Annotated in this window: 24 protein-coding genes and 1 riboswitch; of the genes, 10 read left to right on the top strand and 14 right to left on the bottom strand. The window is 74.2% G+C overall.

Annotation, left to right across the window (positions count from 1 at the left end):
• Positions 1 to 40: 40 nt before the first annotated feature.
• Entirely contained in the window at positions 41 to 901 is an 861-nt protein-coding gene (locus ABEE00_RS11480) for a hypothetical protein (protein ID WP_345745243.1), read from the top strand.
• 125 nt (positions 902 to 1026) lie between these two features.
• Positions 1027 to 2037, top strand: a complete 1011-nt coding sequence (locus tag ABEE00_RS11475) for an LLM class F420-dependent oxidoreductase (protein ID WP_345745242.1) — start codon at positions 1027 to 1029, stop codon at positions 2035 to 2037.
• Between the two features lie 98 nt (positions 2038 to 2135).
• On the opposite strand, the gene ABEE00_RS11470 is transcribed toward ABEE00_RS11475, so the two are convergent.
• The 3 genes from ABEE00_RS11470 to ABEE00_RS11460 form a co-directional block, all read right to left on the bottom strand.
• The gene (locus ABEE00_RS11470) at positions 2136 to 3206 is read right to left on the bottom strand and encodes a prenyltransferase/squalene oxidase repeat-containing protein (protein ID WP_345745241.1); all 1071 of its coding nucleotides are present in this window, start codon (positions 3204 to 3206) and stop codon (positions 2136 to 2138) included.
• Entirely contained in the window at positions 3203 to 3967 is a 765-nt protein-coding gene (locus tag ABEE00_RS11465; protein WP_345745240.1) for a class I SAM-dependent methyltransferase, read from the bottom strand. The genes ABEE00_RS11470 and ABEE00_RS11465 overlap by 4 nt, the downstream gene beginning before the upstream one ends.
• 86 nt (positions 3968 to 4053) lie before the next feature.
• Positions 4054 to 5424 carry a glycosyltransferase family 4 protein gene (locus tag ABEE00_RS11460; RefSeq protein WP_345745239.1) on the bottom strand — a complete coding sequence of 457 codons (1371 nt, stop codon included), beginning with the start codon at positions 5422 to 5424 and terminating at the stop codon, positions 4054 to 4056.
• Between the two features lie 242 nt (positions 5425 to 5666).
• Between ABEE00_RS11460 and ABEE00_RS11455 the strand changes: the two genes are divergently transcribed.
• On the top strand, positions 5667 to 6296 hold the full coding sequence (locus tag ABEE00_RS11455; RefSeq protein WP_345745238.1) for a TetR family transcriptional regulator: 630 nt from the start codon (positions 5667 to 5669) through the stop codon (positions 6294 to 6296).
• Positions 6297 to 6599: 303 nt separating this feature from the next.
• Positions 6600 to 7205 (top strand): response regulator transcription factor, encoded by a 606-nt coding sequence (locus ABEE00_RS11450; RefSeq protein WP_345745237.1) that lies wholly within the window; start codon positions 6600 to 6602, stop codon positions 7203 to 7205.
• Here ABEE00_RS11450 and ABEE00_RS11445 read toward each other — a convergent pair.
• From ABEE00_RS11445 to ABEE00_RS11415, 7 genes are all read right to left on the bottom strand, one after another.
• The gene (locus tag ABEE00_RS11445; protein WP_345745236.1) at positions 7182 to 9143 is read right to left on the bottom strand and encodes an ABC transporter ATP-binding protein; all 1962 of its coding nucleotides are present in this window, start codon (positions 9141 to 9143) and stop codon (positions 7182 to 7184) included. The two genes, ABEE00_RS11450 and ABEE00_RS11445, sit on opposite strands and share 24 nt — an antisense overlap.
• Positions 9136 to 10968, bottom strand: coding sequence for an ABC transporter ATP-binding protein (locus ABEE00_RS11440; RefSeq protein WP_345745235.1), 1833 nt, complete (start codon positions 10966 to 10968; stop codon positions 9136 to 9138). The genes ABEE00_RS11445 and ABEE00_RS11440 overlap by 8 nt, the downstream gene beginning before the upstream one ends.
• Positions 10969 to 11137: 169 nt before the next feature.
• Positions 11138 to 11266, bottom strand: a complete 129-nt coding sequence (locus ABEE00_RS11435) for a SapB/AmfS family lanthipeptide (protein ID WP_345745234.1) — start codon at positions 11264 to 11266, stop codon at positions 11138 to 11140.
• 44 nt (positions 11267 to 11310) lie between these two features.
• Positions 11311 to 14040: a class III lanthionine synthetase LanKC gene (gene lanKC, locus ABEE00_RS11430; RefSeq protein ID WP_345745233.1), complete on the bottom strand. Its 2730-nt coding sequence runs from the start codon at positions 14038 to 14040 to the stop codon at positions 11311 to 11313.
• Positions 14041 to 14177: 137 nt separating this feature from the next.
• Complete coding sequence (locus ABEE00_RS11425) at positions 14178 to 15044, bottom strand: 5-oxoprolinase subunit C family protein (RefSeq protein ID WP_345745232.1); 867 nt, start codon at positions 15042 to 15044, stop codon at positions 14178 to 14180.
• Positions 15041 to 15757 (bottom strand): 5-oxoprolinase subunit B family protein, encoded by a 717-nt coding sequence (locus tag ABEE00_RS11420; RefSeq protein ID WP_345745434.1) that lies wholly within the window; start codon positions 15755 to 15757, stop codon positions 15041 to 15043. The genes ABEE00_RS11425 and ABEE00_RS11420 overlap by 4 nt, the downstream gene beginning before the upstream one ends.
• Before the next feature lie 53 nt (positions 15758 to 15810).
• Complete coding sequence (locus ABEE00_RS11415) at positions 15811 to 16620, bottom strand: LamB/YcsF family protein (protein ID WP_345745231.1); 810 nt, start codon at positions 16618 to 16620, stop codon at positions 15811 to 15813.
• Positions 16621 to 16716: 96 nt separating this feature from the next.
• Here ABEE00_RS11415 and ABEE00_RS11410 point away from each other — a divergent pair, with 96 nt between their 5' ends.
• From ABEE00_RS11410 to ABEE00_RS11390, 5 genes are all read left to right on the top strand, one after another.
• Complete coding sequence (locus tag ABEE00_RS11410) at positions 16717 to 17451, top strand: GntR family transcriptional regulator (protein WP_345745230.1); 735 nt, start codon at positions 16717 to 16719, stop codon at positions 17449 to 17451.
• A 271-nt stretch (positions 17452 to 17722) separates the two neighbouring features.
• Entirely contained in the window at positions 17723 to 18469 is a 747-nt protein-coding gene (locus ABEE00_RS11405) for a DUF969 domain-containing protein (RefSeq protein ID WP_345745229.1), read from the top strand.
• Entirely contained in the window at positions 18466 to 19434 is a 969-nt protein-coding gene (locus ABEE00_RS11400) for a DUF979 domain-containing protein (protein ID WP_345745228.1), read from the top strand. Before ABEE00_RS11405 ends, ABEE00_RS11400 begins: the two co-directional genes overlap by 4 nt.
• Before the next feature lie 36 nt (positions 19435 to 19470).
• Entirely contained in the window at positions 19471 to 20118 is a 648-nt protein-coding gene (gene pcp / locus ABEE00_RS11395; RefSeq protein ID WP_345745227.1) for a pyroglutamyl-peptidase I, read from the top strand.
• Positions 20115 to 21131, top strand: a complete 1017-nt coding sequence (locus tag ABEE00_RS11390; RefSeq protein ID WP_345745226.1) for a DUF2891 domain-containing protein — start codon at positions 20115 to 20117, stop codon at positions 21129 to 21131. The genes pcp and ABEE00_RS11390 overlap by 4 nt, the downstream gene beginning before the upstream one ends.
• Positions 21132 to 21150: 19 nt before the next feature.
• Here ABEE00_RS11390 and ABEE00_RS11385 read toward each other — a convergent pair whose 3' ends face one another.
• From ABEE00_RS11385 to ABEE00_RS11370, 4 genes are all read right to left on the bottom strand, one after another.
• A complete protein-coding gene (locus tag ABEE00_RS11385) occupies positions 21151 to 21525 on the bottom strand; it encodes a type II toxin-antitoxin system VapC family toxin (RefSeq protein WP_345745225.1) in 375 nt (124 codons plus the stop codon).
• Entirely contained in the window at positions 21522 to 21767 is a 246-nt protein-coding gene (locus ABEE00_RS11380) for a type II toxin-antitoxin system Phd/YefM family antitoxin (protein ID WP_345745224.1), read from the bottom strand. Before ABEE00_RS11380 ends, ABEE00_RS11385 begins: the two co-directional genes overlap by 4 nt.
• Before the next feature lie 94 nt (positions 21768 to 21861).
• Positions 21862 to 22095: a ferredoxin gene (locus tag ABEE00_RS11375; RefSeq protein WP_345745223.1), complete on the bottom strand. Its 234-nt coding sequence runs from the start codon at positions 22093 to 22095 to the stop codon at positions 21862 to 21864.
• 4 nt (positions 22096 to 22099) lie between these two features.
• Positions 22100 to 23551 (bottom strand): aldehyde dehydrogenase, encoded by a 1452-nt coding sequence (locus ABEE00_RS11370; RefSeq protein WP_345745222.1) that lies wholly within the window; start codon positions 23549 to 23551, stop codon positions 22100 to 22102.
• A 175-nt stretch (positions 23552 to 23726) separates the two neighbouring features.
• On the opposite strand from ABEE00_RS11370, the gene ABEE00_RS11365 reads away from it, so the two are divergent.
• Positions 23727 to 24785, top strand: coding sequence for an MBL fold metallo-hydrolase (locus tag ABEE00_RS11365; protein WP_345745221.1), 1059 nt, complete (start codon positions 23727 to 23729; stop codon positions 24783 to 24785).
• Between the two features lie 129 nt (positions 24786 to 24914).
• Positions 24915 to 24985: riboswitch (cobalamin riboswitch) on the top strand.

Genomic DNA, 24985 nt, shown 5'->3' with positions numbered 1-24985 from the left:
ATGCGCCACAGACCACACGACACCGACTAAGGAACCCCACGTGAACCTCCGTTCGCTCACCCGAGGAGATGGCGCGGTGATCGGGGCGGCCGTGCTGCTGCTCATCTCCTCGTTCCTGCCGTTCTTCGCCTTCGACGTGCCCTCCACGTCGGCAGCGGACGACAGCATCAGCGCCTGGTCCTCCGCGACCTTCCCGATGCTGCCGACCGTGCATCTGCTCGCGCTGGTCGTGGCCGGTCTGTTCCTCGCGGCGCGCACGCTGCCCGAGGGCCGCAAGGTGCTGGGCCTGCAACTGGACCAGTGGGGCACGGCGTTCGCCGTGGCCGTCGCGTGGTCGGCGCTCTGGTCGATGTTCGCCACCATCCAGCCGGACCTCGGCGTGGACCTGGGCGGCAGGGACCCGAACGAGGGCCTGAGCCTGAGCTTCGGCGCCTACCTGACACTGATCTTCGCGCTGGCGCTCGCCGCCGCGGCGGCCGGCTCCTCGCTGGTCCCCGCGCTCAAGTCGCCGCTGATCAGCGCGACTCCGAAGCCGCAGGCGACGCCGTACGGACAGCAGCCCCAGGCCGGCTACGGCTACCCCGGCGGCCAGCAGGCGCCGTACGGCCAGCAGCCGCAGGGCGGTTACGGCTACCCGGGCGGTCAGCAGCAGCCCCAGGCCCAGCAGCCGGGCCCGGCCGCCGGCGCGGGTGCGCCCGAGCCGGCGTTCCAGCCCTTCTGGTTCGCGGTGCCGGTCGCCAGGCCGCTGTTCGGCGAGGACGGCTCGCCGCAGCCGGTGGCCGAACTCACCCCCGGCACCTGGTACCTGGCGGTCGAGCAGCGCGGCCAGGCCCTGGTCGCGCAGACCCAGGACGGGCGCCGCGGCGTGCTCCAGGACACCTCGGGCATCCAGCGCGGCTGATCCCGCGCGCACTCCCCTGCGGCCCCTCGCCCTTCCGGGCGGGGGGCCGCTGCCGTACGCTGCCTCCCACCCGAAACTGACGACCCGTCAGGAAACGGCGGGGGAACGGAAGGGGTGAGCGGCGCATGCGACTCGGTCTCGCGCTCGGCTACTGGGGGCGCGGCCCCGACCCGCGCCATCTCGACCTCGCGCGCAGCGCGGAGGACCTGGGCTACCACTCGGTGTGGACGGCCGAGTCCTGGGGCTCGGACGCGTTCACCGCGCTGACCTGGATCGCCGCGCACACCTCGCGCATCCGGCTGGGCACGGCCGTGGCGCAGATGGCGGCCCGCACGCCGACGGCGACCGCCATGCACGCGCTGACCCTCGACCACCTCTCGGGCGGGCGGATGACCCTCGGCCTGGGCCTCTCGGGCCCGCAGGTGGTGGAGGGCTGGTACGGCCGCCCCTTCCCCTCCTCTCCCCTGACGGCCACCCGCGAGTACGTGGACGTGATCCGCCAAGTCCTGTGCAGGGAGGGCCCGGTGGAGCTCGCGGGGCGCTTCCACTCGCATCCGTACGCGGGCGGGGACGGCACCGGGCTCGGCCGCCCCCTCAAGCCGATCACCCACCCGCTGCGCGCCGGGCTGCCGGTCTTCCTCGGCGCCGAGGGCCCCAAGAACATCGCGCAGACCGCGCGCATCGCCGACGGCTGGCTCCCGCTCTACTGGTCGCCGCGCCGCGCCCATCTGTACGAGGAGGCGCTGTCCGCCGCGCCGGAGGGCTTCGCCGTGGCGCCCATGGCGCAGGCGCGGGTGTGCGACGACGTGGCCGAGGGCCTGCTGCCGGTCAAGATGATGCTGGGCTTCTACATCGGCGGAATGGGCCACGCCAAGCGGAACTTCCACGCCGACCTCATGGCCCGCATGGGGTACGAGGAGGAGGCGCGGCGCGTCCAGAAGCTCTTCGGCGAGGGCCGCAGGGAGGACGCCGTGCGCGCCGTGCCGGACGAGTTCGCCGACGAGATCTCCCTGGTGGGCCCGCGCGAACGGATCGCGGAGCGGCTGGCGGAGTGGCGCGCGGGCCCGGTCACCGACCTGCTGGTGACGGCGCCGGACCCGGACACGCTGCGGGTGCTGGCCGAGCTCAACGACTGAGCGCCGCGAGCCCCGGGCCGGGACCGCCCCGCGCCGCCGCCTCGTACGGGCCGCTCAGCGGCAGCCCGCGACGGCTCCGTTCGGCAGCAGTCATCCGTTCAGCAGCAGTCAGGGGACAGGCCCTCCGGCAGGTCCTCGCCGGAGAAGACCCGCACCGTGGGCTCGTCGCCGCCGAGCGCCGCGACCGCGAGGAGGAGGGAGCCCGCGGTCCACGCGGTGCGCTCCTCCGGCCAGACGGCGCCGTCCTCGAAGACGTACCCGGTCCAGTACATGCCGTCCTCGGCGCGCAGGGTCGCGGTCATCCAGCGCAGGATGTCCACGGCAGCGCCCGACTCGCCGACCGCCCAGAGCGCGAGGGCCAGTTCGGCGCTCTCGCCGCCGGTGACCCACGGGTTCGGGGTCACGCAGCGCACTCCGTGACCGGGCACCACGAAGGTGTCCCAGCCCTCCTTGATGCGCGCCTTGGCGGCGTCGCCGCGCAGGGCGCCGCCCAGCACCGGGTAGTACCAGTCCATCGAATAGCGGCTCTTGTCGAGGAACCGCTCGGGGTGGCCGCGCAGCGCGTGGCCGAGCCAGCCGGCCGCCAGCTCCCAGTCGGGCTGCGGGTCCTCGCGGTGCTCAGCGATCGCCAGGGCGCAGCGCAGCGCCTGGTAGACCGAGGAGGAGCCGGTGAGCAGCGCGTCGGTGACGGCCGCGCCGCCGTCCTCGCGCTTCCAGCCGATCTGGCCGCCGGGCTGCTGGAGCCGCAGCACGAACTCCACGGCGGCGTAGACCACCGGCCACATCCGCTCAAGGAACGACTCGTCGCCGGTGGAGAGGTAGTGGTGCCAGACGCCGACGGCCACGTACGCGCAGAAGTTGCTCTCCCGGTCGCGGTCGGTGGGCCGCTCCGCGTCGCCGTCGGCGTAGGCCGCGTACCAGGAGCCGTCGCCCAACTGGTGCGCCGCCAGCCACAGGTAGGCCGCCTCGGCGCGCTCGCGCTCGCCCGCCGCGTCCAGCGCCATGGCGGCCTCGACGTGGTCCCAGGGGTCGAGGTGGTGGCCGCGGAACCAGGGGATGGCGCCGTCGGCGCGCTGCACCGCGGCGATCCCCGCGACGGTCTGCGCGGCCTGCTCGGCGGTCAGCACGCCGGGCAGCGTGAGGCGTTCGGTGCGCTCGGGGCTCGTCACGGCGCCGCCGTCGCGGACTCGGCGTCGACAGTGCCGTCCACCGGGGGAAGGTGCGGCTTGGTGGCGTACGCGACGAAGCTCTTGCCGATCAGCGGGTTGAGGGCGTTCTCCGCGATCCGCGTGGCCAGCGGCTTCTTCATGATGTCCCAGACCAGCAGCTTGTGGTACGCGCGCACCGGCAGCGCCTTCTCGTTGTCGACGCCGAACGCGCACTTGAGCCACCAGTACGGCGAGTGCAGCCCGTGCGCGTGGTGGGTGCCGTACGGGCGAAGGCCCGCCTCCCGCATGCGGCCGAGGAGTTCGTCGCCGCGGTAGATGCGGATGTGGCCGCCCTCGACCTCGTGGTACTCGTCGCTCAGCGCCCAGCACACCTTCTCCGGGCCGTAGCGGGGAACGGTGACCGCGATGCGGCCGCCCGGCTTGAGCACCCGCACCATCTCGGCGAGCACGCCCTTGTCGTCCGGGATGTGCTCCATGACCTCGGAGATGATCACGACGTCGAAGCTCTCGTCCGGGAAGGGCAGCGCCAGCGCGTCGCCCTCCATGGCGGTGGCCGCCGCGCCCGCGGGGGCCTCGCCGGCCTCCTCCATCGCCGCGAACCAGGAGGCCACCTCGCGGATCTCCTCGGCGTTCTGGTCGAGCGCGACGACCTTGGCCCCGCGCCGGTAGCACTCGAAGGCGTGCCGCCCTGCGCCGCAGCCCAGGTCGAGTACGCGGTCGCCCGGGGCGAGCGGGAAGCGGGTGAAGTCCACGGTCAGCACGGGGGTGTTCTGCCTTCCTGGAGTGGTGCGGGGGGTGGCGGTGGGGGCAGCGGACGTCCCCCGTACGGAAGTTGTGGAGTACGAGGTCAGCGGGCCGCGCGCACGGGCGGGCGCTGCTCCTCCATCGCGGCGCGGTAGCGGCGCACGGTACCGCGCGCCGCCTGCTCCCAGGTGAAGCGGCTCAGCACGCGCTCGCGCCCGGCGGCGCCGAGGCGGGCGCGCAGCTCCGCGTCGCCGAGCAGCCGGGAGAGCGCGACGCCCAGGGCGCCGGAGTCGCCGGGCGGCACCGCCAGGCAGGTCTCCCCGTCGGTGCCCGCGACCTCGGGGATCGCGCCGCCGGTGGTGGCGACCAGCGGGGTGCCGGTGGCCATGGCCTCGGCGGCGGGCAGCGAGAAGCCCTCGTAGAGCGAGGGGACGCAGGCGACCTGGGCCGAGCGGATCAGATTGGCGAGCTCCGCGTCGCTGATGCCCTTCACGAACTCGACGTGCCGGGCGAGCCCGTACCGCTCCATCGCCGCGGCCACAGGGCCCTCCTCGGGCCGCTGGCCGACCACGACGAGGTGCGCGTGCTCGTTCTCCGTACGGACCTTGGCGAGCGCCTCGACGAGGTGCACCAGACCCTTCAGGGGTACGTCGGCGCTGGACGTGGTCACGATGCGTCCTGGCACCACGGGCACGGCGGGGTCGGGCGAGAAGAGGCGGGTGTCGGCGCCGATGTGCACCACGTGCACCCGGTCCTGGCGCACCCCGAGGTCGTCGCTGATCTCCTGGCGGGACGACCCGGAGACGGTGAGCACCTGCGGGAGCCGCTGGGCCACCCGCTTCTGCATGCGCGTGAAGCCGTACCAGCGGCGTACGGAGAAGCGGCCGCGCAGTCCCTCGGCGGCGTCCAGCTCCAGGCGCCGGTCCACGGTGATGGGGTGGTGGATCGTCGTGACCAGCGGGGCACCGATGGCGCGCGGGCCGCCCAGCAGCCCGTAGCCGAGGGTCTGGTTGTCGTGCACGACGTCGAACTCGCCGCGCCGCGCGGCCAGATGGCGCCGGGCGCGCAGCGAGAAGGTCAGCGGCTCGGGGAAGCCGCCGGTCCACATGGTGCCGACCTCCAGCCAGTCGACCCAGTCCCGGTACTCGGAGAGGCCGGGGGTGCGGAAGGGGTCGGGCTGCCGGTACAGATCGAGGCTGGGCAGCTCGGTGAGGGTGACGCCCTCGTCCAGCACGGGGTAGGGCTGGGCGCCGATGACCTCCACGGTGTGGCCGAGGCGGGCGAGTTCGCGGGAGAGGTGCCGGACGTAGACGCCCTGGCCGCCGCAGAACGGGTTCCCCTTGTAGCTCAGCAGCGCGATGCGGAGCGGGCGTTCGCCGTCGCCGTCCGGAGCGGAGGCGGGCGTCGGCGCCGGGGCGGCAGCGGCTCCCGTCGGGGAACCGGACCCGGCGTCCTGTACGGCCTCTGCGGTCACTCGCGGCCCCCTTCTCACTGCACTTTCGCCGGAGCGTAACCGCTCGCGCTAACCTAGAACAAGTTTCAGGACTGCCCGGACCGGCAGGGCCGTGGACATCCGCTCCATGAATTTACCGGCCGGTCACTTATGCCGCGGCGCACGGTCAGGTGATTCGCGCCACCCCGGCGGGGACTGCGAGGATGCGGGGTTTCCGGTCGGGGGGAAACCGCACCGCGTGGAGGGACGAGGGGACACCGAAGATGACGACACAGCCCAGGGCGTCCGCGCGACCGGCGGGCGCGGAGGGCGCCGACGCGGCGCCGCTGACGGAGCGCCAGGAGGCGCGCAGGCGCCGCATCCTCTCGACCACCGCGCGGCTGGCCCGGCGCGGCGGCTTCGACGCGGTGCAGATGCGGGAGGTCGCCGAGTCCTCGAACGTCGCGCTCGGCACGCTCTACCGCTACTTCCCCTCCAAGATCCATCTGCTGGTCGCGACCATGCAGGACCAGCTCCAGCAGATGCACACCACGCTGCACAAGCGCCCGCCGTCCCAGGAGGACCCGGCGGCGCGGGTCGCCGAGACCCTGATGCGGGCCTTCCGCGCGCTGCAACGGGAGCCCCAGCTCGCCGACGCCATGGTGCGCGCGCTGACCTTCGCGGACCGCTCGGTGAGCGCCGAGGTGGACACCGTGTCGCGGCTCACCACGGCGATCATCCTGGACGCGATGGGGCTCGGTGACACGGCACCGACGCCGGCGCAGCTCTCCGCGGTGCGGGTGATCGAGCACACCTGGCACTCGGCGCTGATCACCTGGCTGTCCGGGCGGGCCTCGATCGCCCAGGTGAAGATCGACATCGAGACGGTCTGCGGGTTGATCGGGCGCGCGTGAGGCGTGGGTGAGGCGCGCGTGAGGCGTGTGCGCGGCCGTCGCTCGGCGGGCCGGGCGGCGCGGCCGGCGTCCCCGCGGCGCCGCGACGCTTCGGTGCTTCGGCGCTTCGGCACCGAGCTCCGGCCCGCAGCGCTGAAATCCGGGCCGCGGCGCTGGAATCCGGGCTGCGGCGCCGGAATCCGGCCAGTCAAGACCGCCCCCTCTGTGGCCGAAACCTCCCCTCTCAGGCCGCTTTGGAGCTTGTATTCATGAATGGGCTGTCATGCATCCTGCCGTGGGGGAATTCCGGAGGGGGACGGAAGAGTGATCCGGGTACTGCTGGTGCACGACGTCGGGCTCCTCCGATGCGCGTTGGCCGCGCTGGTGGGCGGCGCACCCGACATGACGATCCAGGCGACGCCGTGGCGCGAGGCGCTCCGCAGCGGACTGCCGTGCGCCGCCGGGGACGTCTGCGTCGTGGACGCGGACAGCACGGACACCACGGCGCTGCGCCAACTGGCCACCTGCCGCGGGCCCGAACGCCCCGCCTGCGGGCTCCTCGCGCTGGTCACCCAGGGCCGCCCCGGCGCGCTGCGGCGCGCGCTGGACGCCAAGGCACAGGGCTTCGTCGGCAAGGACGCGGCGCCCGAGCTGCTGCTGACCGGCATACGGCAGGTGGCGCGGGGCGAGCGCTTCGTCGACGACTCGCTGGCCGGCACCCTGCTGCGGGCCTCCGAAGCGCCGCTCACCCGGCGGGAGCTGAGCGTGCTCGCCGAGATGGCGGAGGGCGCGTCGATAGCGGAGATCGCCCGCCGGCTGTGCCTGTCGGCGGGGACGGTGCGCAACTACATCTCCGCGATCACCCGCAAGACCGGCGCGCGCAACCGCGTCGACGCCGTCCGCATCTCACAGGGAGCCGGCTGGGTGTGAGCCCGTGCCGCGCCGGCCGCCGCTCCACCTGCTGCCCCGTGGCGCCCAGTTGGCCGTGAGGTCGCGGTAGAGCGGGGAGCACGCCAGGAGTTCGGCGTGTGTGCCGCAGCGCGTGCGCTCGCCGTCCAGCACCAGGACGCGGTCGGCGCGCAGGGCCGAGCTGATGCGGTGCGCGATGACGATCAGCGCGCCGGGGCGCCGCGCGAAGGCGCGCTCCGCCGCCTCCTCGGCCGCGGGGTCGAGCGAACTCGCCGCCTCGTCCAGCACGGCGAGCGGCGCGGGCGACAGATATGCGCGCGCCAGGGCCAGCAGTTGCCGCTCGCCCCCGGAGAGCGCGGCGGGGTCCACGTACCCGCCGGGTCCGCCGAGGCGGTGCAGCAGGTCGAGCGCGCCGACGGCGTCCGCGGCCTCGGCCACCTCGGCGTCGGTGGGGGCCCGGCGGTGTGCGGGGAGGAGGCAGCCCAGGTTGTCGCGGACGCTGCCGGAGAAGAGGTACGTCTCCTGCGGCACCAGCACTCGCCGCTCCGCCTCCTCGCCGGGTACGCCGCCGCCCGCCCGCAGCGGCCGCCCGCCCAGCAGGATCGCGCCACGCGAGGGCTCCAGCAGACCGGCCAGCAACAGCGCCAGCGTGGACTTGCCCGCACCGCTCGGCCCGACCACCGCCAGGTGGCCGCCGGCGGGGAGGGTCAGGTCGAGCCCGCGCAGCACGGGTTCGGCCGACGGCCCGTACGCGAAGGTGACGCCCCGCAGCTCGACGGCGGGCGGGGCGCAGCTCCTCGGCCCCGCGTGCTCCGGCTCCGGCTCCGGCTCCGGCTCCGGGCCCAACTCGCCTCGTGGGCCCGGCTCGACTCGCGAGCCCGGCTCGACTCGCGGACCCGGCTCGGCGCGCGGGCCCGGTCCGGTGCCGTACGGCGTCTCCGGTCCGGTCTCGTACGACGTCCCCGCCACCCCCTCCCGCAGCCTGCCCAGTACCACCGTGAGCCGGGCCCCCGCGCCGCCGAGACCGTGCATCAGGCTGTGCAGCGCGGGCAGCAGGGACTGGGTGAGGTAGGTCAGGGCCCCGGCCAGCGCGCCTGCCGTGACCCCGTGGCGCAGGAGCCAGGGCGCCAGGACCAGGAGCAGCACCACGGGGAGCCGTCCCCCGACGCCCAGCGCGAGGGCGCGCGAAGTGCCCCAGCGCGCGAGGGAGTCGGCGGCGCGGCGTTCGGCCTCGATGCGGCGCAGGGCCGTACGCCGTACCGGTTCCTCGGCGCCGCAGGCGACCACATCGCGCAGCGCGGCGACCGTGCCGCCCAGTTCGGCCGCGAGCTCCTCGTCGGCGACGAGGAAGTCCCGCTGCCGCCGGGCCAGCGGGCGCAGCGCCGCGGCGAACACCGCGAGCCCGGCCAGCAGCGGCGGCAGCACGGCGGGCAGGAGTGCGGGGGCGAGGGTGAGCAGTCCCGCGAGCGCCCCGGCGGCCGAGACCGCGAAGGAGCGGGAGACCAGCACGATCCCGGCGAAGCTGTCCCGGGCGATCTCCACCTGGTGCGTCAGCCGGGACACCGCCGAGGCGCCGGGCGTACGGGTGCCGCCCCCCGAACCCCCGGGCTCCGCGGCGCCGTTCACGGCCTCGTACAGACCGCGGCCCACCACCCGCCGCACCAGCGCGTCCCGCAGCGGCTCCACCAGGGACGCGACGGAGCGGTACACCCCGGCCGTGCCGAGCGCGCCGGCCAGCACGCCGCAGGCGGCGAGGCCGAGCCAGCACAGTCCGGTGCCGGGCCGCCCCGCGAGGAAGCCCTCGTCCAGCGCGCGGGCCAGCGCGAAGCCCAGCGCGAACGCCTGCGCCGCCTCCAGCACCGACCACCCGGCGAGCCCGAGCAGCACGCGCGGCCGCCGGGCCAGGAAGCGCAGCCCGGCCCGCACGACGCCGCGCTCCGCCCGGCCGCGCTCAGCCATCGGCGGTCCCGTCCCCGGCGGCCCCGTACCCGGCCGTCCCGTCCCCGGCCACCCCGTCCCCGGCGCCGAACAGCGCGCGGTAGGCGGGCAGCCGCCACAGCACGTGGTGCGGCTCCAGCGCGCGTACCCGGCCGTCCTCCAGCCAGGCGACCAGGTCGGCGCGGGAGGCGGTGGAGGCACGGTGCGCCACGATCAGGCGGGTGCGGCCGGCGGCGGGGTCGTCCGTGCCGGGGCCGCCGCCCATCAGCGCCTCGGTCACCTTGAGTTCGGTGACCGTGTCCAGGCTGGACGTGGCGTCGTCCAGGACCAGCAGACGCCCGCGGTGCGCGAACGCCCTGGCCAGGCCCAGCCGTTGCGCCTCGCCGCCGGAGAGCGGGGCCTCGGCGCACGGGGTGTCGTAGCCGCGCGGCAGCGTGCGGACGAAGCCGTCGGCGCAGGCGGCGCGCGCGGCGGACACGACCCTGGCGTCCTGCCACTCCCCCGCGTCCCCGCAGCCCAGCGCGATCGCGGAGGCCACCGTGCCGCCGGGCAGCGCGGGGCGCTCGAAGGCGTAGCCCACCGCGTTCCGCAGGCGTGTACGGGAGAGATCGCGCAGGTCCACGCCGTCCAGCAGCACCTGGCCCGCCTCCGGTTCGGCCAGCCGCCCGGCGAGGGCAGCCAGCAGGGACTTGCCCGCGCCCGAACGCCCGACGACGGCGACCGAGCTGCCGCCCTCCACCACCAGGCACAGGTCCCGCAGCACGGCCCTGCCGCCCAGCGAGGCGCCGACCTCACGGAACTCCAGCCGCCCCAGGGGCCGTCCGCTCTCCTCCGCTGTCGGCAGCCGCAGCTCCCCGTACGCGGGCGCCGGCACCGCCTGCACCTCCGCGATCCTGCGGGCCGCCGCCCTGCTCCGTACGAGCGCGTCGAGCTGCCCCACCAGCGTGCCGAGCCCGGCCGCCAGCGCCGCGTACCGTACGGCCGCGAGCAGCGCGCCCACGCTCAGCGCCCCGCCCGCCAGCAGCAGTCCGCCCGTCGCGGCCACCGCGAGCTGGAGCAGCGGCACGAGGACGGCGGACTGCGCCGCCGCCTTGCCCTGCACCCGCCACATCCCGTACCCGTGCCCGCTCAGCTCGGCCAGCGGGCCCAGCACGCGGTCGCGTTCGCGCTCCCAGGTGCCGGCGGCGGCGAGGGAGCGGGCGCCGCCCAGGGCCTCCACCAGCCGTCCGGCGATGCGTGACTGCGCCTCCTGGTAGCGGGTCACGCACTCCGACGAGCTGCGCGAGAACACCCGCAGCAGCAGGGCGAGCAGCGGCGTGCCCGCGAGGAAGACGGCCGCCAGGCGCGGGTCCAGCAGCGCGAGCGCGACCAGTCCGCCCACCGGTGTGGCGAGCGTGGCGAGCGCGGAGGCGGCGGCGCCGGGCCCGGTGCCGGCGTGCGCCGCGTTGCCCGTGCCGCGCGTGACGAGGTCGCCGTTGCCGAAGCGGGCGGCGCCTGAGGGGCCGATGGCGAGTACGTGGTCGAGCAGCCGCACCCGGAGCCCGGCCGTCACACGGGAGTCGAGCGTCCCGGTGAGCACGTCGTCCGCGGCGTCCAGCAGCATGAGCGCCCCGCACAGCAGGGCGCAGACCAGGGTCCAGCGGCCCGCCTCCGGGGCGCCCTTGAGCAGCAGGTCGACGGCGCGGCCGAGGGCGGCGGGGAGCGCGAGGGTGGCCGCCGCGTCGGCGGCCGAGGCGAGGCCGAGCGCCGCGGTGCGGGCCGCCGCGCGCCGCCCGGCCGAGAACAGGAGGCGGTCGGCGGCCCTGCCGCCCGTGCTGTCCGCTTCGACGGCCGTGGGGTCGGCCATGCGCTGTCCCTCCCGGTCCCGGATCGCGTGCCGGTGCGCTCCCGGGCGGAGGGTCCGGCCGCCCGGGAGCGCGCGGAGCCGTGCACCCCCTCACGCCTGCGCTTGAGCGGCACGCCTGTGTGCGGGGGAGTTCGAGCGGTTACGGCTCCGGTTCCTGTTCAGGGACGGGTCACAGGCACAGGAGGGTGCTGTGCGAGCTGTGCTTGGCACAGCCGAGGAGGCTGACGTTGCTGCCGCCGCCGTCGCCGCCGCCGTACGTCTCCTCCAGCTCCAGGGCCTGCAGGTCGAGAAGTGCCATGGTCGGCTTCCTTTCCATGTGATGACGCCACTGACGCAGTGCCGTCATGGGGACGGTTGTTCTTCCGTACGGCCCCCGCTCTCGCGGGGACCGGTCCATGGGCCGCCACTCTTGGGCGGCGGGAGGAAGGGCAGTGCCGGCATGTGCGCCGCCGGGCCGCCCGCGCGCACCGTGCGCGCCGCGGCGGCTGCGCCCGCCGCGAGCAGGCAGCCCGCTGTGCCGGTCGCCAGGTCCATCGACAGCCGCATCATCTGGTCGCCGGGAAAGGCCAGCAGGCCCTCGTACGGCATCGCGTACCAGGCGAGACCGGAAAGCTGCTCCGCCAGGTCCTCGTCGGCGACCCCCGGCGTCGTCGTGCGGCTGAGGTGCAGCACCATCCCGGCGCGCCCGCGGAAGAGGCCGGGCTGCGCGTAGTAGCGCATCCGGGCCGCGGGCAGCATCGCCCGCCTGGCCTGCTCGAAGCCCGGGTGGCCAGGGCGGTGCGCGAGGTAGTCGTCCAGCACCATGGCGATGCCGACGCTGCCCGCGCCCAGGTACGGCATGGTGCGGGTGCCCTCGTCGAGCTGGAGCGCGCCGTCGCCGTCGGGCACGCAGCGCGCGACCTCCGACTCCAGGGCCAGCTCGGCGAGTCGGAGCAGCTCGTGGTCGGGGCTGCCGCCGGAGTGTGCAGGACGACCTGCGGCTCCGCGCCCCAGCTCGCCCTCGTACAGCCGCAGGAAGAGCAGAGCCGAACCCGTCGGCCCGTGCAGCAGCCCCGAGCGGTCGGTGCGCCCCGCCGCTCCGCTGTCGCCGCGCCCGGTGCCCTCCCGCAGTCGCTCCGCGAGGACGCGGGCCGCCTCCTCCGCGTACTCGCGCAGCCGGGTCTCCCCCGTGCTCGCCGCGAGCCGGTCGAGGGCGAGGCCGAGCCCCGCGAGGCCGTCGTGGAGCGAGCTGCCGAGGCGCTGCCACTTCTCGTCCAGCACCTGTTCGGCGAGTTTCAGGGCCCGTTCGGTGTGTCCGAGGCGGTCCAGCACGCAGGCCACGCCCAGCAGCCCGTCGTACAGGCCGAGCGGGGTGCCGCGCGGTGCCGGGTCCGTGTGCCGGAGCAGCCACTCCTCGCCCTCGGGCCAGGCGGCGGCTCCGGTCTCGGCGAGCGCCCACAGCACGCCGGCAGCGCCGTGCGCGAGGCCGAGGCCGCCGCCGTCGGCGAACTGCGCGATGTCGCCGGGGAACGCCCTGTCCTCGCGCTCCGGCGTGGCCGAGGCGAGGACGGCACCGGCCATCGCGTCGCGGGCGGCGGGCCAATCGGCGGGTACGGGGAGGGCCGCGGCTCCCCCGGCGTCGACGGAGTCCTCCCCCTCCACCGTGGCGACGGCTTCCCGCAGGAACTCCTCCGGTATGGACGGGAATTGCGCGGCCGCGATCTGCGCGAGGTGCGCCGCCTTCCCGCGGTCCATGCCGAACAGCGTGGTCATCGGCAGGAAGAGGGCGAGGCGTAAGCAGGCCAGGGCGTATCTGTCGATGGCGTAGCCGGAGCGGTCGGCGGGCGCCATGAAGCCGGGGTGCGCGACGATCTGGCGCGGGTCCTCGGCGGCCGGCGCCGCGGCCTCGAAGTCCAGGAGGGACACCGACTCCTCGTCGGGCGCCACCATGATGTTGAACATGTGCAGGTCGTTGAAGACCACCCCGCGCGCGTGCACGGTCTCCACCGCCTCCTCGACCCGGCGGTGCACGCGCAGCGCCCAGCGCGTGTAGCGGTCCACGGCCTCCGGATCCGGCGCGCTGGTCAGCAGCGGATGCCGCTCGGCGAAGAAGGAGTTGAGCGGCCGCCCCTCCAGGTGGTCCATGACCAGGAAGCGGTGCCCGTCGAGGGTGAACCAGTCGCGCACGGAGGGCACGGCCGGCAGCCCGGCGAGGCGGTCGAGCGCCGCCTTCTCGCGCTCCAGCCTGGCCACAGCATCGGCCCGGTCGGCGGCGAGCCCGGCGTGCGGGCGCGCCTCCTTGAGCACCACCCGGGCCCCGGTACGCAGGTCCGTTCCGCGGTATACGCCGCCGCCGTTGGAGAAGTGCAGCGCGCGCTCGATGCGGTACGGCAGGTCGGCGACCGTCGTCTTCCCGCGCGCCTCCAGGTGCGGCCGGAGGAAGGCGGGCAGCGTCACGCCCTCGGGTATGTGGAAGGCCGGGTCCCTGCGGTCCGGTACGAGCGCGCCGTGCGCGTCCTCGACGGCGGGGACCAGATGCCCCTTGCGGTCGAGGCAATAGCGTGGCGCGAAGGCCCCGTACCGCACGTACAGCGGCCCCTCCCGCCACCGCAGGTCGGTGAGGATGTAGGGCCCGGGCTCCCCGTGCAGAAGGTCTCCCAACTCGCGGAGCACGGTGTGCAGTTGTGCCTCGTCACCCGGATACACGGTGGCGAACTTGCCGCTGTGGTCGCGCGCCGCGTACTTCGCGTTCCGCAGATAGAGCTGTACGCGGTCGGGCACGAACTTGAACGGGATGCCGCGCGGCACGCAGTAGTCCCACACCACGGAGCCCACGGCGGCCGCGTTGTCCAGCGTGGCGGACACATGGATCTTCCACCCCTGGGGCGGGAACTCTCCCTGCTCCGGGCGGAGTTCGAGCCAGTCGCCGCTGCGCGCCTGCTGCCAGCCGGCGGGCACGGGGCGCAGTGCCACGGGAAAGGGCTCGGCGCCCCCGCCCCCGTTCCCGCTCGCACTCGCGCTCGTGGAGAGGCGGTCCGGCGTCTCGTAGAAATACCTGTCGGCGAGACAGAAGATCTCGTACCGCTGGTCCATGGTCCCCTCCCCGGAGTGCAGCAGAGACCACACTGCAACGCGGCCACCGGGCACGGACAGTCACACCTGTCACGAAGAGACCATGAAGAATCCACCCGTAACCACCGGTAATCCGGGGGCGCCCGGGGGCCGGGCGACTACGCGGGCACGAACCGCACCGGGGTGCCGGGCGCCGCCTGGGCCGCCGCGGCCAGCGCGTACGGGGCGGCCACCGCGATCACGGGGTAGCCGCCCGTCACCGGGTGATCGGCGAGGAAGATCACCGGGCGCCCCGACGGCGGGACCTGGAGGGCGCCCAGCGGCATGCCCTCGCTGGACAGCTCGCCCTCCTTGGCGCGCTCCAGCGCGGGGCCCTCGGTGCGCAGCCCGATCCGATTGCTGTCGGGGGACACCGCGTACGGACCGGCGAAGAGGGTCCGCAGCGCCCCCTCCGTGAACCACTCGTCACGCGGCCCCGGCGTCACCGGCAGCACCAACTCGCGCGGCGGCGCGGCCCAGTGCGCCGCGTCGGGGCGCGCGGGCAGCGGTCCGCGCGGCGCGCCCAGCGGCAGCGTGTCGCCGTCACGCAGCGGCGCGGGCCCGAGCCCCGAGAGCAGGTCGGTGGCGCGGCTGCCCAGCACGGGCGCCGCGTCCACGCCGCCCGCGAGCGCGAGATAGCTGCGCAGCCCGTGGGTGGGCGCGCCCACCTCCAGCACCGCGCCGGCCGGCACGCGCACCGGAGCGCCCCAGGCCGCCGGGCGCCCGTCCACCCGTACGGGGCAGGGCGCGCCGGTCACCGCGGCCCACGTGTCCGAAAGGGCGCGCAGCGCGCAGCCGTTGAGCGTGGTCTCCAGGGTGGCCGCGCCCTCGCCGTTGCCGAGCAGCCGGTTGGCGAGGCGGTGCGCGGGAACGTCCAGCGCGCCCGAAGGGGGCACCCCGAGGTGCGCGTTGCCGGGCCGCCCCAGGTCCTGCACCGTGGTGAGGGCCCCGGCCCGCACCACCTCGACCTTGCCGTGCGCGCTCATCGGCGGCCTCCCTCGCGTGCGGGCCCGTTCTGCTCCGCGGTTTCCGGTGCTCCGGCCGCCGCTTCGTCCGGCGCGTCCTCGCGTACGGCCTGCACGTCCTCGCGTACGAACCGCACCCGCGTTCCCGGCTCCAGCAGCGCGGCGGGCTCGCGTGCCGGGTCCCACAGCACGGTGCCGGGCGCGGCGGTCCCGATGAGCTGCCAGCCGCCGGGCGAGGTGCGCGGGTAGACGCCGGTGTAGCCCCCGGCCAGGCCCACGGCGCCGGCCGGAACCCGGGTGCGCGGACTGTCGCGGCGCGGCACGTGGTACCGCTCGGGCAGCCCCGTCAGATACCCGAAGCCGGGCGCGAAGCCGCAGAAGGCGACCCGGAATTCGGTCGCCGCGTGCCGCCGCGCGACCTCCTCGGGCGTCACGCCCCACAGCGCGGCGACGTCGTCGAGGTCGGGCCCGTCGTACCGCACGGCGATCTCCACCACGGCCCCCGAGTCCCCCGCGGCCGCGGACAGCCGCCACTCCGGCAGCTCCGCCGCGAGCCGCCGGGGGTCATCGAGCCCGTCCAGCAGCACGGTCGTGGCGCCGGGCACGATCTCGCGCACCGGCGGCAGGGTGCCGTCGGCGTGGCGGCGCAGCAGCTCGGCGTGCAGGGCCTCGGCGCGCTCGGGCGTGCGGAGCTCGACCAGCAGGCCGTGCCGCCCGACGGGCCGCACCTCCATGGCGGACCGCGCCTCCGTGCCGGGCACGCGCGCGCTGGAATCCCCGGCACCGCTCATGCGAAGGCCCGCACGGTCACTCCTGCCGCCGTCAGCTCCTCGCGCACCCGGCGTGCCAGCTTCGCCGCGTCCGGGGTGTCCCCGTGCACGCAGAGCGAGCGCGCGCGCAGCCTGAGGGCCTGCCCGTCGGCGGCCGTGACCCCGCCGTCCCTGGCGATGCCCACGGAGCGCTCCAGCACCGCGTCCGGGTCGGTGATCACCGCGTCCGGCTCGCTGCGCGGCACCAGGGTGCCGTCGGCGCGGTAGCCCCGGTCGGCGAACGCCTCGGACACCACGGGCAGCCCCGCCTCCCGCGCCGTCGCGTGCAGCACCGAATCGGGCAGCCCCAGCACCGGGAGCGCGGCGTCGCCCGCCGTCGCGAGCCGCACGCCCTCGACCACGGCCGCGGCCTGCTCGGGGTCGCGGGCCACCCGGTTGTAGAGCGCGCCGTGCGGCTTCACATAGGCGACGCGGGCACCGGCGGCGCGGGCGAAGATCTCCAGCGCGCCGATCTGGTACGCGACCTCGGCGGCGAGCTCACCGGCCGGCACCTCCATGGCCCGGCGCCCGAAGCCCGCGAGGTCGCGGTAGGAGACCTGCGCGCCGATCCGCACGCCGCGCTCCACGGCGCGCTCGCACACCTCGCGCATCGTGGCCGGGTCGCCGGCGTGGAAGCCGCAGGCCACGTTCGCGCTGGTCACGGAGGAGAGCAGGGCCTCGTCCTCGGTGAGCCGCCAGCGGCCGAAGCCCTCGCCGAGGTCGGCGTTGAGGTCGATGACGGGCTCGCTGGCTTCCGGGGTCCGCTGCGTGGCGTGGGTCGTGGTCACGCCGCGCAACATAAGAGATTGTTGAACAATCCGGCAAGACCCTTTCCGACTCGTGGACTTGTTGTTTCGTTCCCCGTTCTCGGCTTCACTGGGCCCATGACCGCCGACTCCGCAGCCGAAGCCGCCGCAGGTCCGCTGGTGCCCGGGCTCGCCGAACTCGCCTCCGACCGCGCACTGCTGGGCCGCACCAGTACGGCGGAGCGGGTGGCCGGGATCCTGCGCGAGCGGATCGCGCAGGGCCTGTTCCGGCCCGGCGTGCGGCTGTCCGAGGAGCGGATCTGCGGGGCGCTGGGCGTCTCGCGGAACACCCTGCGGGAGTCCTTCCGGCTGCTGACCCACGAGCGGCTTCTGGAACACCGGCTGAACAAGGGGACATTCGTCCGCGTTCTGAGCCATGAGGACATCGTGGACATCTACCGCGTACGGCGGCTGGTGGAGTGCGCGACGCTGCGCGGCCTCGGTGATCCCCCGTACCGCCTGGAGGAGGTCGAGTCCGCCGTCGCCTTCGGCGAGCGCTCGGCCGCCGGCGGCGACTGGCACGACTGCGCGACCGCCAACATCCGCTTCCACCAGGCGCTCGCCGGACTCGCGGAGAGCCGCCGCACGGACGACCTGATGCGCGGCGTGCTGGCCGAACTGCGGCTCGCCTTCCACGTGATGGACGACCCGCGCCGCTTCCACGAGCCCTATCTCACCCGCAACCGGGACATTCTCGGCAGGCTCCAGGAGGGCGACGCCGCGGGGGCCGAGCGGATGCTGGGCTTCTATCTGGAGGACTCCCGGCGCCAGCTCACCGAGGCGTACCCGGGCAACACCGCGGGCCAGGACTAGCCGCGCCGGCCGACCGCACCGGCCGGCTTCCCGCGCGCCGACCCCGCGCCGACCGGCCCCGGATCGGGCGCCTCGACGCACAACGCCACAGCTCCGTACGGGAGTTGCCGGCCGCGCGCGCCTGCCGTCGCTCCCGGCGCACACCACCCGGGGCACACCCGTGCCGTTCAACCCCTTGTCGGATCGTTGAACGATCCAATAGCCTCCCGGCCATTCGCTCTTCTCCCGGGCGCCATGCGCCCTTCCCCATTCCCCAGGAAGGCCGAGAGACATGATCGTTCTGCTCGGTGTGCTGGTGGTGATCCTCGGATTCGCCACGCGGCGCAACCCTCTGCTGGTGGTCGGCGTGGCGGGGATCGCCACCGGGCTGCTGGGGAAGCTCTCCCCCGTCGAGATCCTCCGGGTCTTCGGGGAGAACTTCGCCACCAGCCGCTCGGTGACGATCTTCGCCATCACGCTGCCGGTCATCGGCCTGCTGGAGCGCAACGGGCTCCAGCAGCAGGCCCGCACGCTGATCGGGAAGCTCGGGAAGCTCACGCTCGGCCGGTTCCTCGCGCTGTATCTGCTGATCAGGCAGGCCACGGCAGCCGTCGGCCTGCAGACCATCTGCGGTCCCGCGCAGAGCGTGCGGCCGATGATCGCGCCGATGGCCGAGGCCGCGGCCGAGCGGCGGGGCGGCACGAAGCAGCTCCCCGACCGCGTACGGGAGAAGGTCCGCTCGCACGCGGCGGGCGCGGACAACGTGGGGCTGTTCTTCGGTGAGGACTGCTTCCTCGCTGTCGGCTCGATCCTGCTGATCACCGGCTATGTGAACAGCACGTACCAGACCCATCTGGAGCCGCTGCACCTCGCGATGTGGGCGATACCCAGCGCGGTCTGCGCCTTCCTCATCCACGGCGCGCGGATGGTGCGCCTCGACCGCACGATGGAGCGCGAACTGGCCAACGCCAGCGGCGAGATGGCCGTCTCGGGCGCCCGCTCCGGCAACGGCGACGCAGCCGAGGAGGCCGCCAAGTGATCAAGGCAGAGTGGTTCTTCTGGCTGGTCGGCGCCGCCTTCCTGGTGATGGCCGGGCAGATGCTCTTCGACCGCAGCAACGCCAAGCGCTTCGGCTCGGCGGCCTTCTGGGGCCTGCTCGGCGCGTGCTTCTTCTACAGCAGCTGGGTCGCGGACAAGAGCGCGCCCGCCGAGCCGCTGGGCGTGGCCGTGCTGGTGCTGATCTGCCTCGGCGGCTTCGGCATGACCGGCAAGGGCACGCCCCGTACCACCAGCGAGAAGGAGCGGACCGCGCTCGCGGCGCGCTGGGGCAACAAGATCTTCATCCCCGCGCTGACCATCCCGGTCGTGGCGATGCTCTGCGCGGTGCTCGGCCCGAAGGTCAGCATCGGCGGCGGCCCGCTGTTCGAGAAGAACAGCGAGACCATCCTCGGTCTCGGCGTCGGCGCGGTCGTCGCGCTCGGCGTGGGCATGTGGGTGCTGCGCGAGAAGCGGGTCTCGGTCCCGGTGCACGCGGGCCGCGGGCTGCTGGAGTCGATGGGCTGGGCACTGCTGCTGCCCCAGCTCCTGGCCGTGCTCGGCGCGATCTTCCAGGCTGCCGGGGTCGGCACCCAGGTGCGGATCATCACCGAGGAGATCCTGCCGGAGGGGCAGCGGTTCGCCGCCGTGGCGCTCTACTGCGTCGGCATGGCCGCGTTCACGGTCGTGATGGGGAACGCCTTCGCCGCCTTCCCCGTGATGACCGCCGCCGTCGGCTGGCCGGTGCTGATCGAGCAGATGAACGGCAGTGCCCCCGCGGTGCTCGCCGTCGGCATGCTCGCCGGCTTCTGCGGCACGCTGCTCACGCCGATGGCGGCCAACTTCAACCTGGTTCCGGCCGCGCTGCTGGAGCTCAAGGACCAGTACGGGCCGATCAAGGCCCAGGCGCCGACCGCCGTCTTGATGCTCGGCTGCAACATCCTGATCGTCTACTTCTTCGCCTTCTAGCCCGCCCCGCAGCCCTTTCCCCACGAGGAGTCGCGCATGACACCGACCGTCCTGGTCACCGCGTTCGAGCCGTTCGGCGGCGACACGGTCAACTCCGCCTGGGAGGCGGCCCGCCTGCTGGCCGAGTTCCCGCCGGCCGGCCTGCACGTCAGGGTGACCGAGCTGAGCTGCGTGTTCGGTACGGCGATCGAGGAGCTGCACAAGGCGGTAGCCGCCGCAGAACCCGATCTCGTGCTGTGCCTCGGCGAGGCGGGCGGCCGCCAGGACCTCACCGTCGAGCGCGTGGCGATCAACGTGGACGACGCGCGCATCCCCGACAACGCGGGCCGCCAGCCCATCGACGAGCCGATCGTGCCGGGCGGGCCCGCCGCGTACTTCTCCTCGGTCCCGGTGAAGGCGTGCGTCGCCGCCGCGCGCGAGGCGGGGGTGCCGGCGTCGGTGTCGCAGACCGCCGGCACCTTCGTGTGCAACCACGTCTCGTACGGGCTCGCGCACCTCATCGCGACCGAGCGCCCGCACATGCGCGGCGGCTTCGTCCACGTACCGCTCACTCCCGCGCAGGCCGTACGCCGCGCGCACCCCTCGCTCTCGGCCAGGGACGCGGCGACGGGGCTGTCCGCGATCATCACGGCGGCGCTGGGCACGGACACCGACCTGCGGGTGACGGGCGGGGCGACGCATTGAGCGCCCGGTCCGCCGAACTGGCCGCTCACGCGCCGGGCTTCGCCCGCGTCGCGCTGGCCAACATCACCCGCGAGTACCCCAACTTCCCCGCGCACCTGATCGCCTCCGACGCGGAGCTGGTGCCGCCGCGCGAGCACCACCCCGCGTTCTACGGCGCCTACGACTGGCACTCCAGCGTCCACATGCACTGGCTGCTGGTGCGGCTGCTGCGGCGGCACGGCGAGGCGCTGGGCACGGCCGCGACCGCGGAGATCACGGAGGTGCTGGACACCCACCTCGCCCCCGACGCGCTCGCCGCCGAGTCCCGCTACCTCACCGCGCACCCCTCCTTCGAGCGCCCCTACGGCTGGGCCTGGCTGCTCCAACTGACCGCCGAGGCAAGGCGGTACGGGTCTGACCCCTGGCACACGGCGCTCGCGCCCGCAGCCCGCGCGGTGTCGTCCCTCCTCTCCGCCTGGCTCCCGAAGGCCACCTATCCCGTACGCCACGGCACGCACGCCAACAGCGCGTTCGCCCTCGCCCTGGTCCTGGACAGCGCCGAGGAAGCGGGCGTCCCCGAACTGCGCGAGCCGGTCACCGCGAAACTGCGCGCGTGGTACGCCGACGACAGCGCGGGCTCCTTCCGCTGGGAGCCCTCGGGCCAGGACTTCCTGTCCCCGCTGCTCTGCGAGGCGGACGTGATGCGCCGGGTGCTGGAGCCGGAGGAGTACGCCGGGTGGCTGACCGCCCTCCTCCCCGAACTCACCGGCGCAGACGGCAGCTTCCTCCCCGTCCCACACATCTCCGACCCCACAGACCCCCAGATAGGCCACCTGCTGGGCCTGTGCCTGAGCCGCGCATACGCACTGCGCGGCATAGCGGGGTCACTCCCCGCCGGAGACCCGCGCACGGGCCCCCTCAACGAGGCGGCCGACACCCACCTGACGAAGGCCCTCCCCGCGACGGAGTCCGGCGATTTCACGACGGACCACTGGCTGGCGACGTTCGCCACGCTCGCGCTGGAGGCGGGGTAAGGCCCAGAGGAACGCCCCCTTACACAGGCAGCACCTGTACGTCGTACTTCTGAATATGGCCGTCACGGGTCACCAGCGTCATGCCTTCGGTCTGGGCCTGAGCCACCAGCAGTCGATCGAACGGATCGCGGTGGTGCCACGGGAGCCGTCCCGCCCGGACTCCGTGCCCCGCAGTGATGGGCAGCTGCGTGAACTGACTGTCCCGCACACGCTCGGCCAGGTCTTCCGGCCCGGACAGCTTGCCCAGCGACTGCTTGATGGCGATCTCCCACGCCGACACGGCGCTCACCGAGACAGCGGGCTCGGTGTCCAGCAAATCCTTGATCTCACCGGGGAGTTCGGGGCTGTCGTCCAGCCACCACAGGATGACGTGGGTGTCGAGGAGGAGTCTCATTCATGCGTCCCGAGGGCCTCGCCCATGTCATCCGGCAGCTCGTCGAAGTCCTCGGCGATCTCGATCTGCCCGCGCAGTGAGCCCCGTCCGGCGCGCCGCACCTTCGCCCGCAGCGGGACGATCTTGGCCACCGGCTCGCCGGCCTTGCTGATCACGACCTCCTCGCCGGTCGCCACCTCCTCCAAGATCCGGGAGAGGTGCGTTTTCGCCTCGTGCACGTTGTACTGCCGCGCTGCTTCCATCTCGGCCTCACAGGGGTGGACTAACCATCGGACTAAGCATAGTCGCGAGTCGGCGTCCGCGCCGGGCGAGCCCACCCCCGCTTCCCCTGAGGCCCTAGTCCTCCGGAGGAAACACCGCCTCCCCCGTCCCCTCCAACGTGATGGAGATCGCCTCCACGGGGCAGCCCTCCGCGGCCTCCAAAACAGCCTCGGCGGGGTCGCGGTCCGGGTTCAACGGGCGTGACTGGCGGGCCGTGTTGAGGGCGAAGTCGTCCGGCGCCGTGCTCACGCACATGCCCGAGCCGATGCACAGCCCGTGGTCCACCTCGACGTGCCAGCGGTCACCCATGCGCTCACCCCTCGTTCGGCAGGTGGATGGTCTTGGCCTCGGTGTACTCCGCGAAGCCCTCGGGCCCGAACTCCCGCCCCAGGCCGGAGTTCTTGAAGCCGCCGAACGGCCCGAGCATGTCGAGGCTGAAGGTGTTCACCGAGTACGTGCCGGTGCGCACCCGGCGCGCGATGTCCTTGCCGCGCTCCACGTCCGACGTCCACACGCTGCCGGACAGCCCGTACTCCGAGTCGTTGGCGATGCCCACGGCCTCCGCCTCGTCCTCGTACGGCAGCAGGCAGACGACAGGGCCGAAGATCTCCTCGCGGGCGATCCGCATCCCGTTGTCGACGTCGCCGAAGAGCGTGGGCTCCACGTACCAGCCGGTGGACTGGCTCTCCGGGCGGCCGCCGCCGGTGAGGACCTTGGCGCCCTCCTTCTGGCCGAGCGCGATGTAGTCGAGCGAGCGGCGCCGCTGCCGCTCGGCCACCAGCGGCCCCAGCTCGGTGGCCGGATCCAGCGGATCGCCCACGGTCAGCCCGGAGGCCGCGGCCGTGAAGCGCTCGGCGATCTCCTCGTACCTGCTGCGCGGCGCCAGCACCCGGGTCTGCGCCACGCACGCCTGCCCGTTGATCATCCAGGCGAAGGGCGCGATGCCCGCGACCGCCGTCTCCAGGTCGGCGTCCGGCAGGATCACGGCGGCCGACTTGCCGCCCAGCTCCAGCGTGACGCGCGTGAGGTTGCGCGAGGCGACCTCCATCACGCGCTTGCCGGCCGCCACAGAACCGGTGAAGGAGACCTTGTCCACGCCGGGGTGCCCCACCAGGTACTCGCTGACCTCGCGCCCCGCGGGCAGGATCGACAGCACGCCCTCGGGCAGCCCCGCCTCCTCCGCGATCTCGGCCAGCACGTACGCGTCGAGCGGCGTCTCCGGCGAGACCTTGAGCACCACGGAGCACCCGGCGAGCAGCGCGGGCGCCAGCTTCGCCGCGGCCGTGAACTGCGGGACGTTCCACGGCACCACGGCCGCCACCACCCCAGCGGGCTCCCGCCGCACCAGCAGCGGGCCGAGCACCCCGGCGCGCTCCTCCTCGAAGGTGAAGTCCCGCGCGACGGCGAGCGCGGAGTCCCACACCATCATCGCGGCGAGCGACTGGACCATGACGCCGGTGGTGTACGGGGTGCCGTTCTGCGCGCTGATCAGCTTGGCGATCTCGTCACTGCGCGCGGCGAAGGCGTCCTTGATGCGGGTGACCACCTCCATGCGCTCCGAGAGCGGGCGGTTCGCCCACTCCCCCGAGTCGAAGGAGCGCCGGGCGGCGGCCACCGCGCGGTCCACGTCCTCGCGGGAGGCGTCGGGGACCCGGCCGATGAGCTTCTCGCTGTGCGGGGAGATCACATCGAGGGTGTCCGTACCCGCGGGGCCGGTCATCCGGCCGCCTATGTAGAGCTGATCGTGCTCGATGAGGTCGGTCATCGTCCCGCCCTGCCTCTCCGGCCACCGGCCCTTTTCTGCAAGGTTCCTGACGCTGTATCAGACATCAGAACTGATACCAGTTCTACTTATACTCGGCAATGCTTGTGCCGCCGCCCGGCGCCCGCAGCGGCGCGGACGCGGCGCACCGGACACACACCCGACCGGAGGGCCAGCCATGACCGGAGAGCCGCACGTGACCGACCACGGCGGCGGGGTGTGGAGCATCCCCGTCCCGATCCCCGACAACCCGCTCGGGCACACGCTCGTCCACGTACTGGACACCGACAGGGGACCCGTTCTCATCGACACGGGATGGGACGACCCGACCGCCTGGGACGCGCTCGCGAACGGGCTCGCGCAGTGCGGCACGTCGGTCGCCGAGCTGCACGGCGTCCTGGTCACGCACCACCATCCCGACCACCACGGCCTGTCGGCGCGGGTGCGCGAGGAGTCCGGCGCGTGGATCGCGATGCACGCGGCGGACGGCGCCGTGGTGCGGCGGGCCCGCGAGACCGCGCCGCTGGAGTGGCTGCGCTATCTGACCGAGAAGCTGCGCGCCGCGGGTGCGCCGGACGACCACCTCGCACCGCTGCGGGCCGCGGTCGATGCGGGCCGGGCCCGCGAAGTGCCGGGCCTCCAGGCAGCGTTGCCCGACCGCGAGATCCCGCCGGGCGAGCTCCTCGACCTCCCCGGCAGACGGCTGCGCGCCCTGTGGACGCCGGGGCACACACCGGGCCATGTGTGCCTGCACCTGGAGGAACGGCATCCGGTCGCCGATCAACTGCCGGGTGTGGGGCGGCTCTTCTCGGGCGATCACCTCCTCCCCGAGATCTCCCCGCACATCGGCCTGTACGAGGGCCCCGACGAGGCCGAGATGACCGACCCCCTCGGCGACTACCTGGACTCCCTGGAGCGGATGGGCCGCCTCCGCCCCGCCGAGGTGCTGCCGGCGCACCAGTACGCCTTCGCCGGGGCGGAGGAGCGGGTACGGGAGCTGCTGGACCACCACGCGCGACGGCTGGCCACCCTGCGCGGGCTGCTCACCGGTGAACCGCTCACGCCGTGGCAGCTCGCCGAGCGCATGGACTGGAACAGGCCGTGGCCCGAGATCCGCGCCGGCTCCCGCAACATCGCCGTGGCCGAGGCCGAGGCACACCTGCGCCGTCTGGTGAAACTCGGCGAGGCGGAGACGGTCCCGGACACGGATCCGGTGACGTATCGGGCGACGGACTGAGGGGGCCGGGCCAAGGGAGCCAAGCTGAGGGCGCCGGGCCCGGCGGGAGCGCGCCTCCGGCGCACCGGGCCTCCGGGGGCCGCGACACACGCTCTAAGGTAGACAGGACAGACATCGCCGCTGATCGGGGGAAGCCGGTGCAAATCCGGCGCTGACCCGCAACCGTGAGCGACGCCCTCCCGTCCGCCGGGCGGGGCGGC

Origin of the sequence: Streptomyces odontomachicola (genome assembly GCF_039605595.1) — a bacterium.
GTDB lineage: Bacteria > Actinomycetota > Actinomycetes > Streptomycetales > Streptomycetaceae > Streptomyces.
This window is presented reverse-complemented; position numbering and strand designations above follow the sequence as displayed.

Coding starts and splice junctions, on each gene's coding strand:
- ABEE00_RS11425 (WP_345745232.1), bottom strand. CDS start 15,044: ATGAGCGCGCACGGCAAGGTCGAGGTGGTGCGGGCCGGGGCCCTCACC.
- pcp (WP_345745227.1), top strand. CDS start 19,471: ATGACACCGACCGTCCTGGTCACCGCGTTCGAGCCGTTCGGCGGCGAC.
- ABEE00_RS11405 (WP_345745229.1), top strand. CDS start 17,723: ATGATCGTTCTGCTCGGTGTGCTGGTGGTGATCCTCGGATTCGCCACG.
- ABEE00_RS11475 (WP_345745242.1), top strand. CDS start 1,027: ATGCGACTCGGTCTCGCGCTCGGCTACTGGGGGCGCGGCCCCGACCCG.
- ABEE00_RS11455 (WP_345745238.1), top strand. CDS start 5,667: ATGACGACACAGCCCAGGGCGTCCGCGCGACCGGCGGGCGCGGAGGGC.
- ABEE00_RS11420 (WP_345745434.1), bottom strand. CDS start 15,757: ATGGAGGTGCGGCCCGTCGGGCGGCACGGCCTGCTGGTCGAGCTCCGC.
- ABEE00_RS11365 (WP_345745221.1), top strand. CDS start 23,727: ATGACCGGAGAGCCGCACGTGACCGACCACGGCGGCGGGGTGTGGAGC.
- ABEE00_RS11410 (WP_345745230.1), top strand. CDS start 16,717: ATGACCGCCGACTCCGCAGCCGAAGCCGCCGCAGGTCCGCTGGTGCCC.
- ABEE00_RS11370 (WP_345745222.1), bottom strand. CDS start 23,551: ATGACCGACCTCATCGAGCACGATCAGCTCTACATAGGCGGCCGGATG.
- ABEE00_RS11435 (WP_345745234.1), bottom strand. CDS start 11,266: ATGGCACTTCTCGACCTGCAGGCCCTGGAGCTGGAGGAGACGTACGGC.
- ABEE00_RS11440 (WP_345745235.1), bottom strand. CDS start 10,968: ATGGCCGACCCCACGGCCGTCGAAGCGGACAGCACGGGCGGCAGGGCC.
- ABEE00_RS11380 (WP_345745224.1), bottom strand. CDS start 21,767: ATGGAAGCAGCGCGGCAGTACAACGTGCACGAGGCGAAAACGCACCTC.
- ABEE00_RS11385 (WP_345745225.1), bottom strand. CDS start 21,525: ATGAGACTCCTCCTCGACACCCACGTCATCCTGTGGTGGCTGGACGAC.
- ABEE00_RS11445 (WP_345745236.1), bottom strand. CDS start 9,143: ATGGCTGAGCGCGGCCGGGCGGAGCGCGGCGTCGTGCGGGCCGGGCTG.
- lanKC (WP_345745233.1), bottom strand. CDS start 14,040: ATGGACCAGCGGTACGAGATCTTCTGTCTCGCCGACAGGTATTTCTAC.
- ABEE00_RS11375 (WP_345745223.1), bottom strand. CDS start 22,095: ATGGGTGACCGCTGGCACGTCGAGGTGGACCACGGGCTGTGCATCGGC.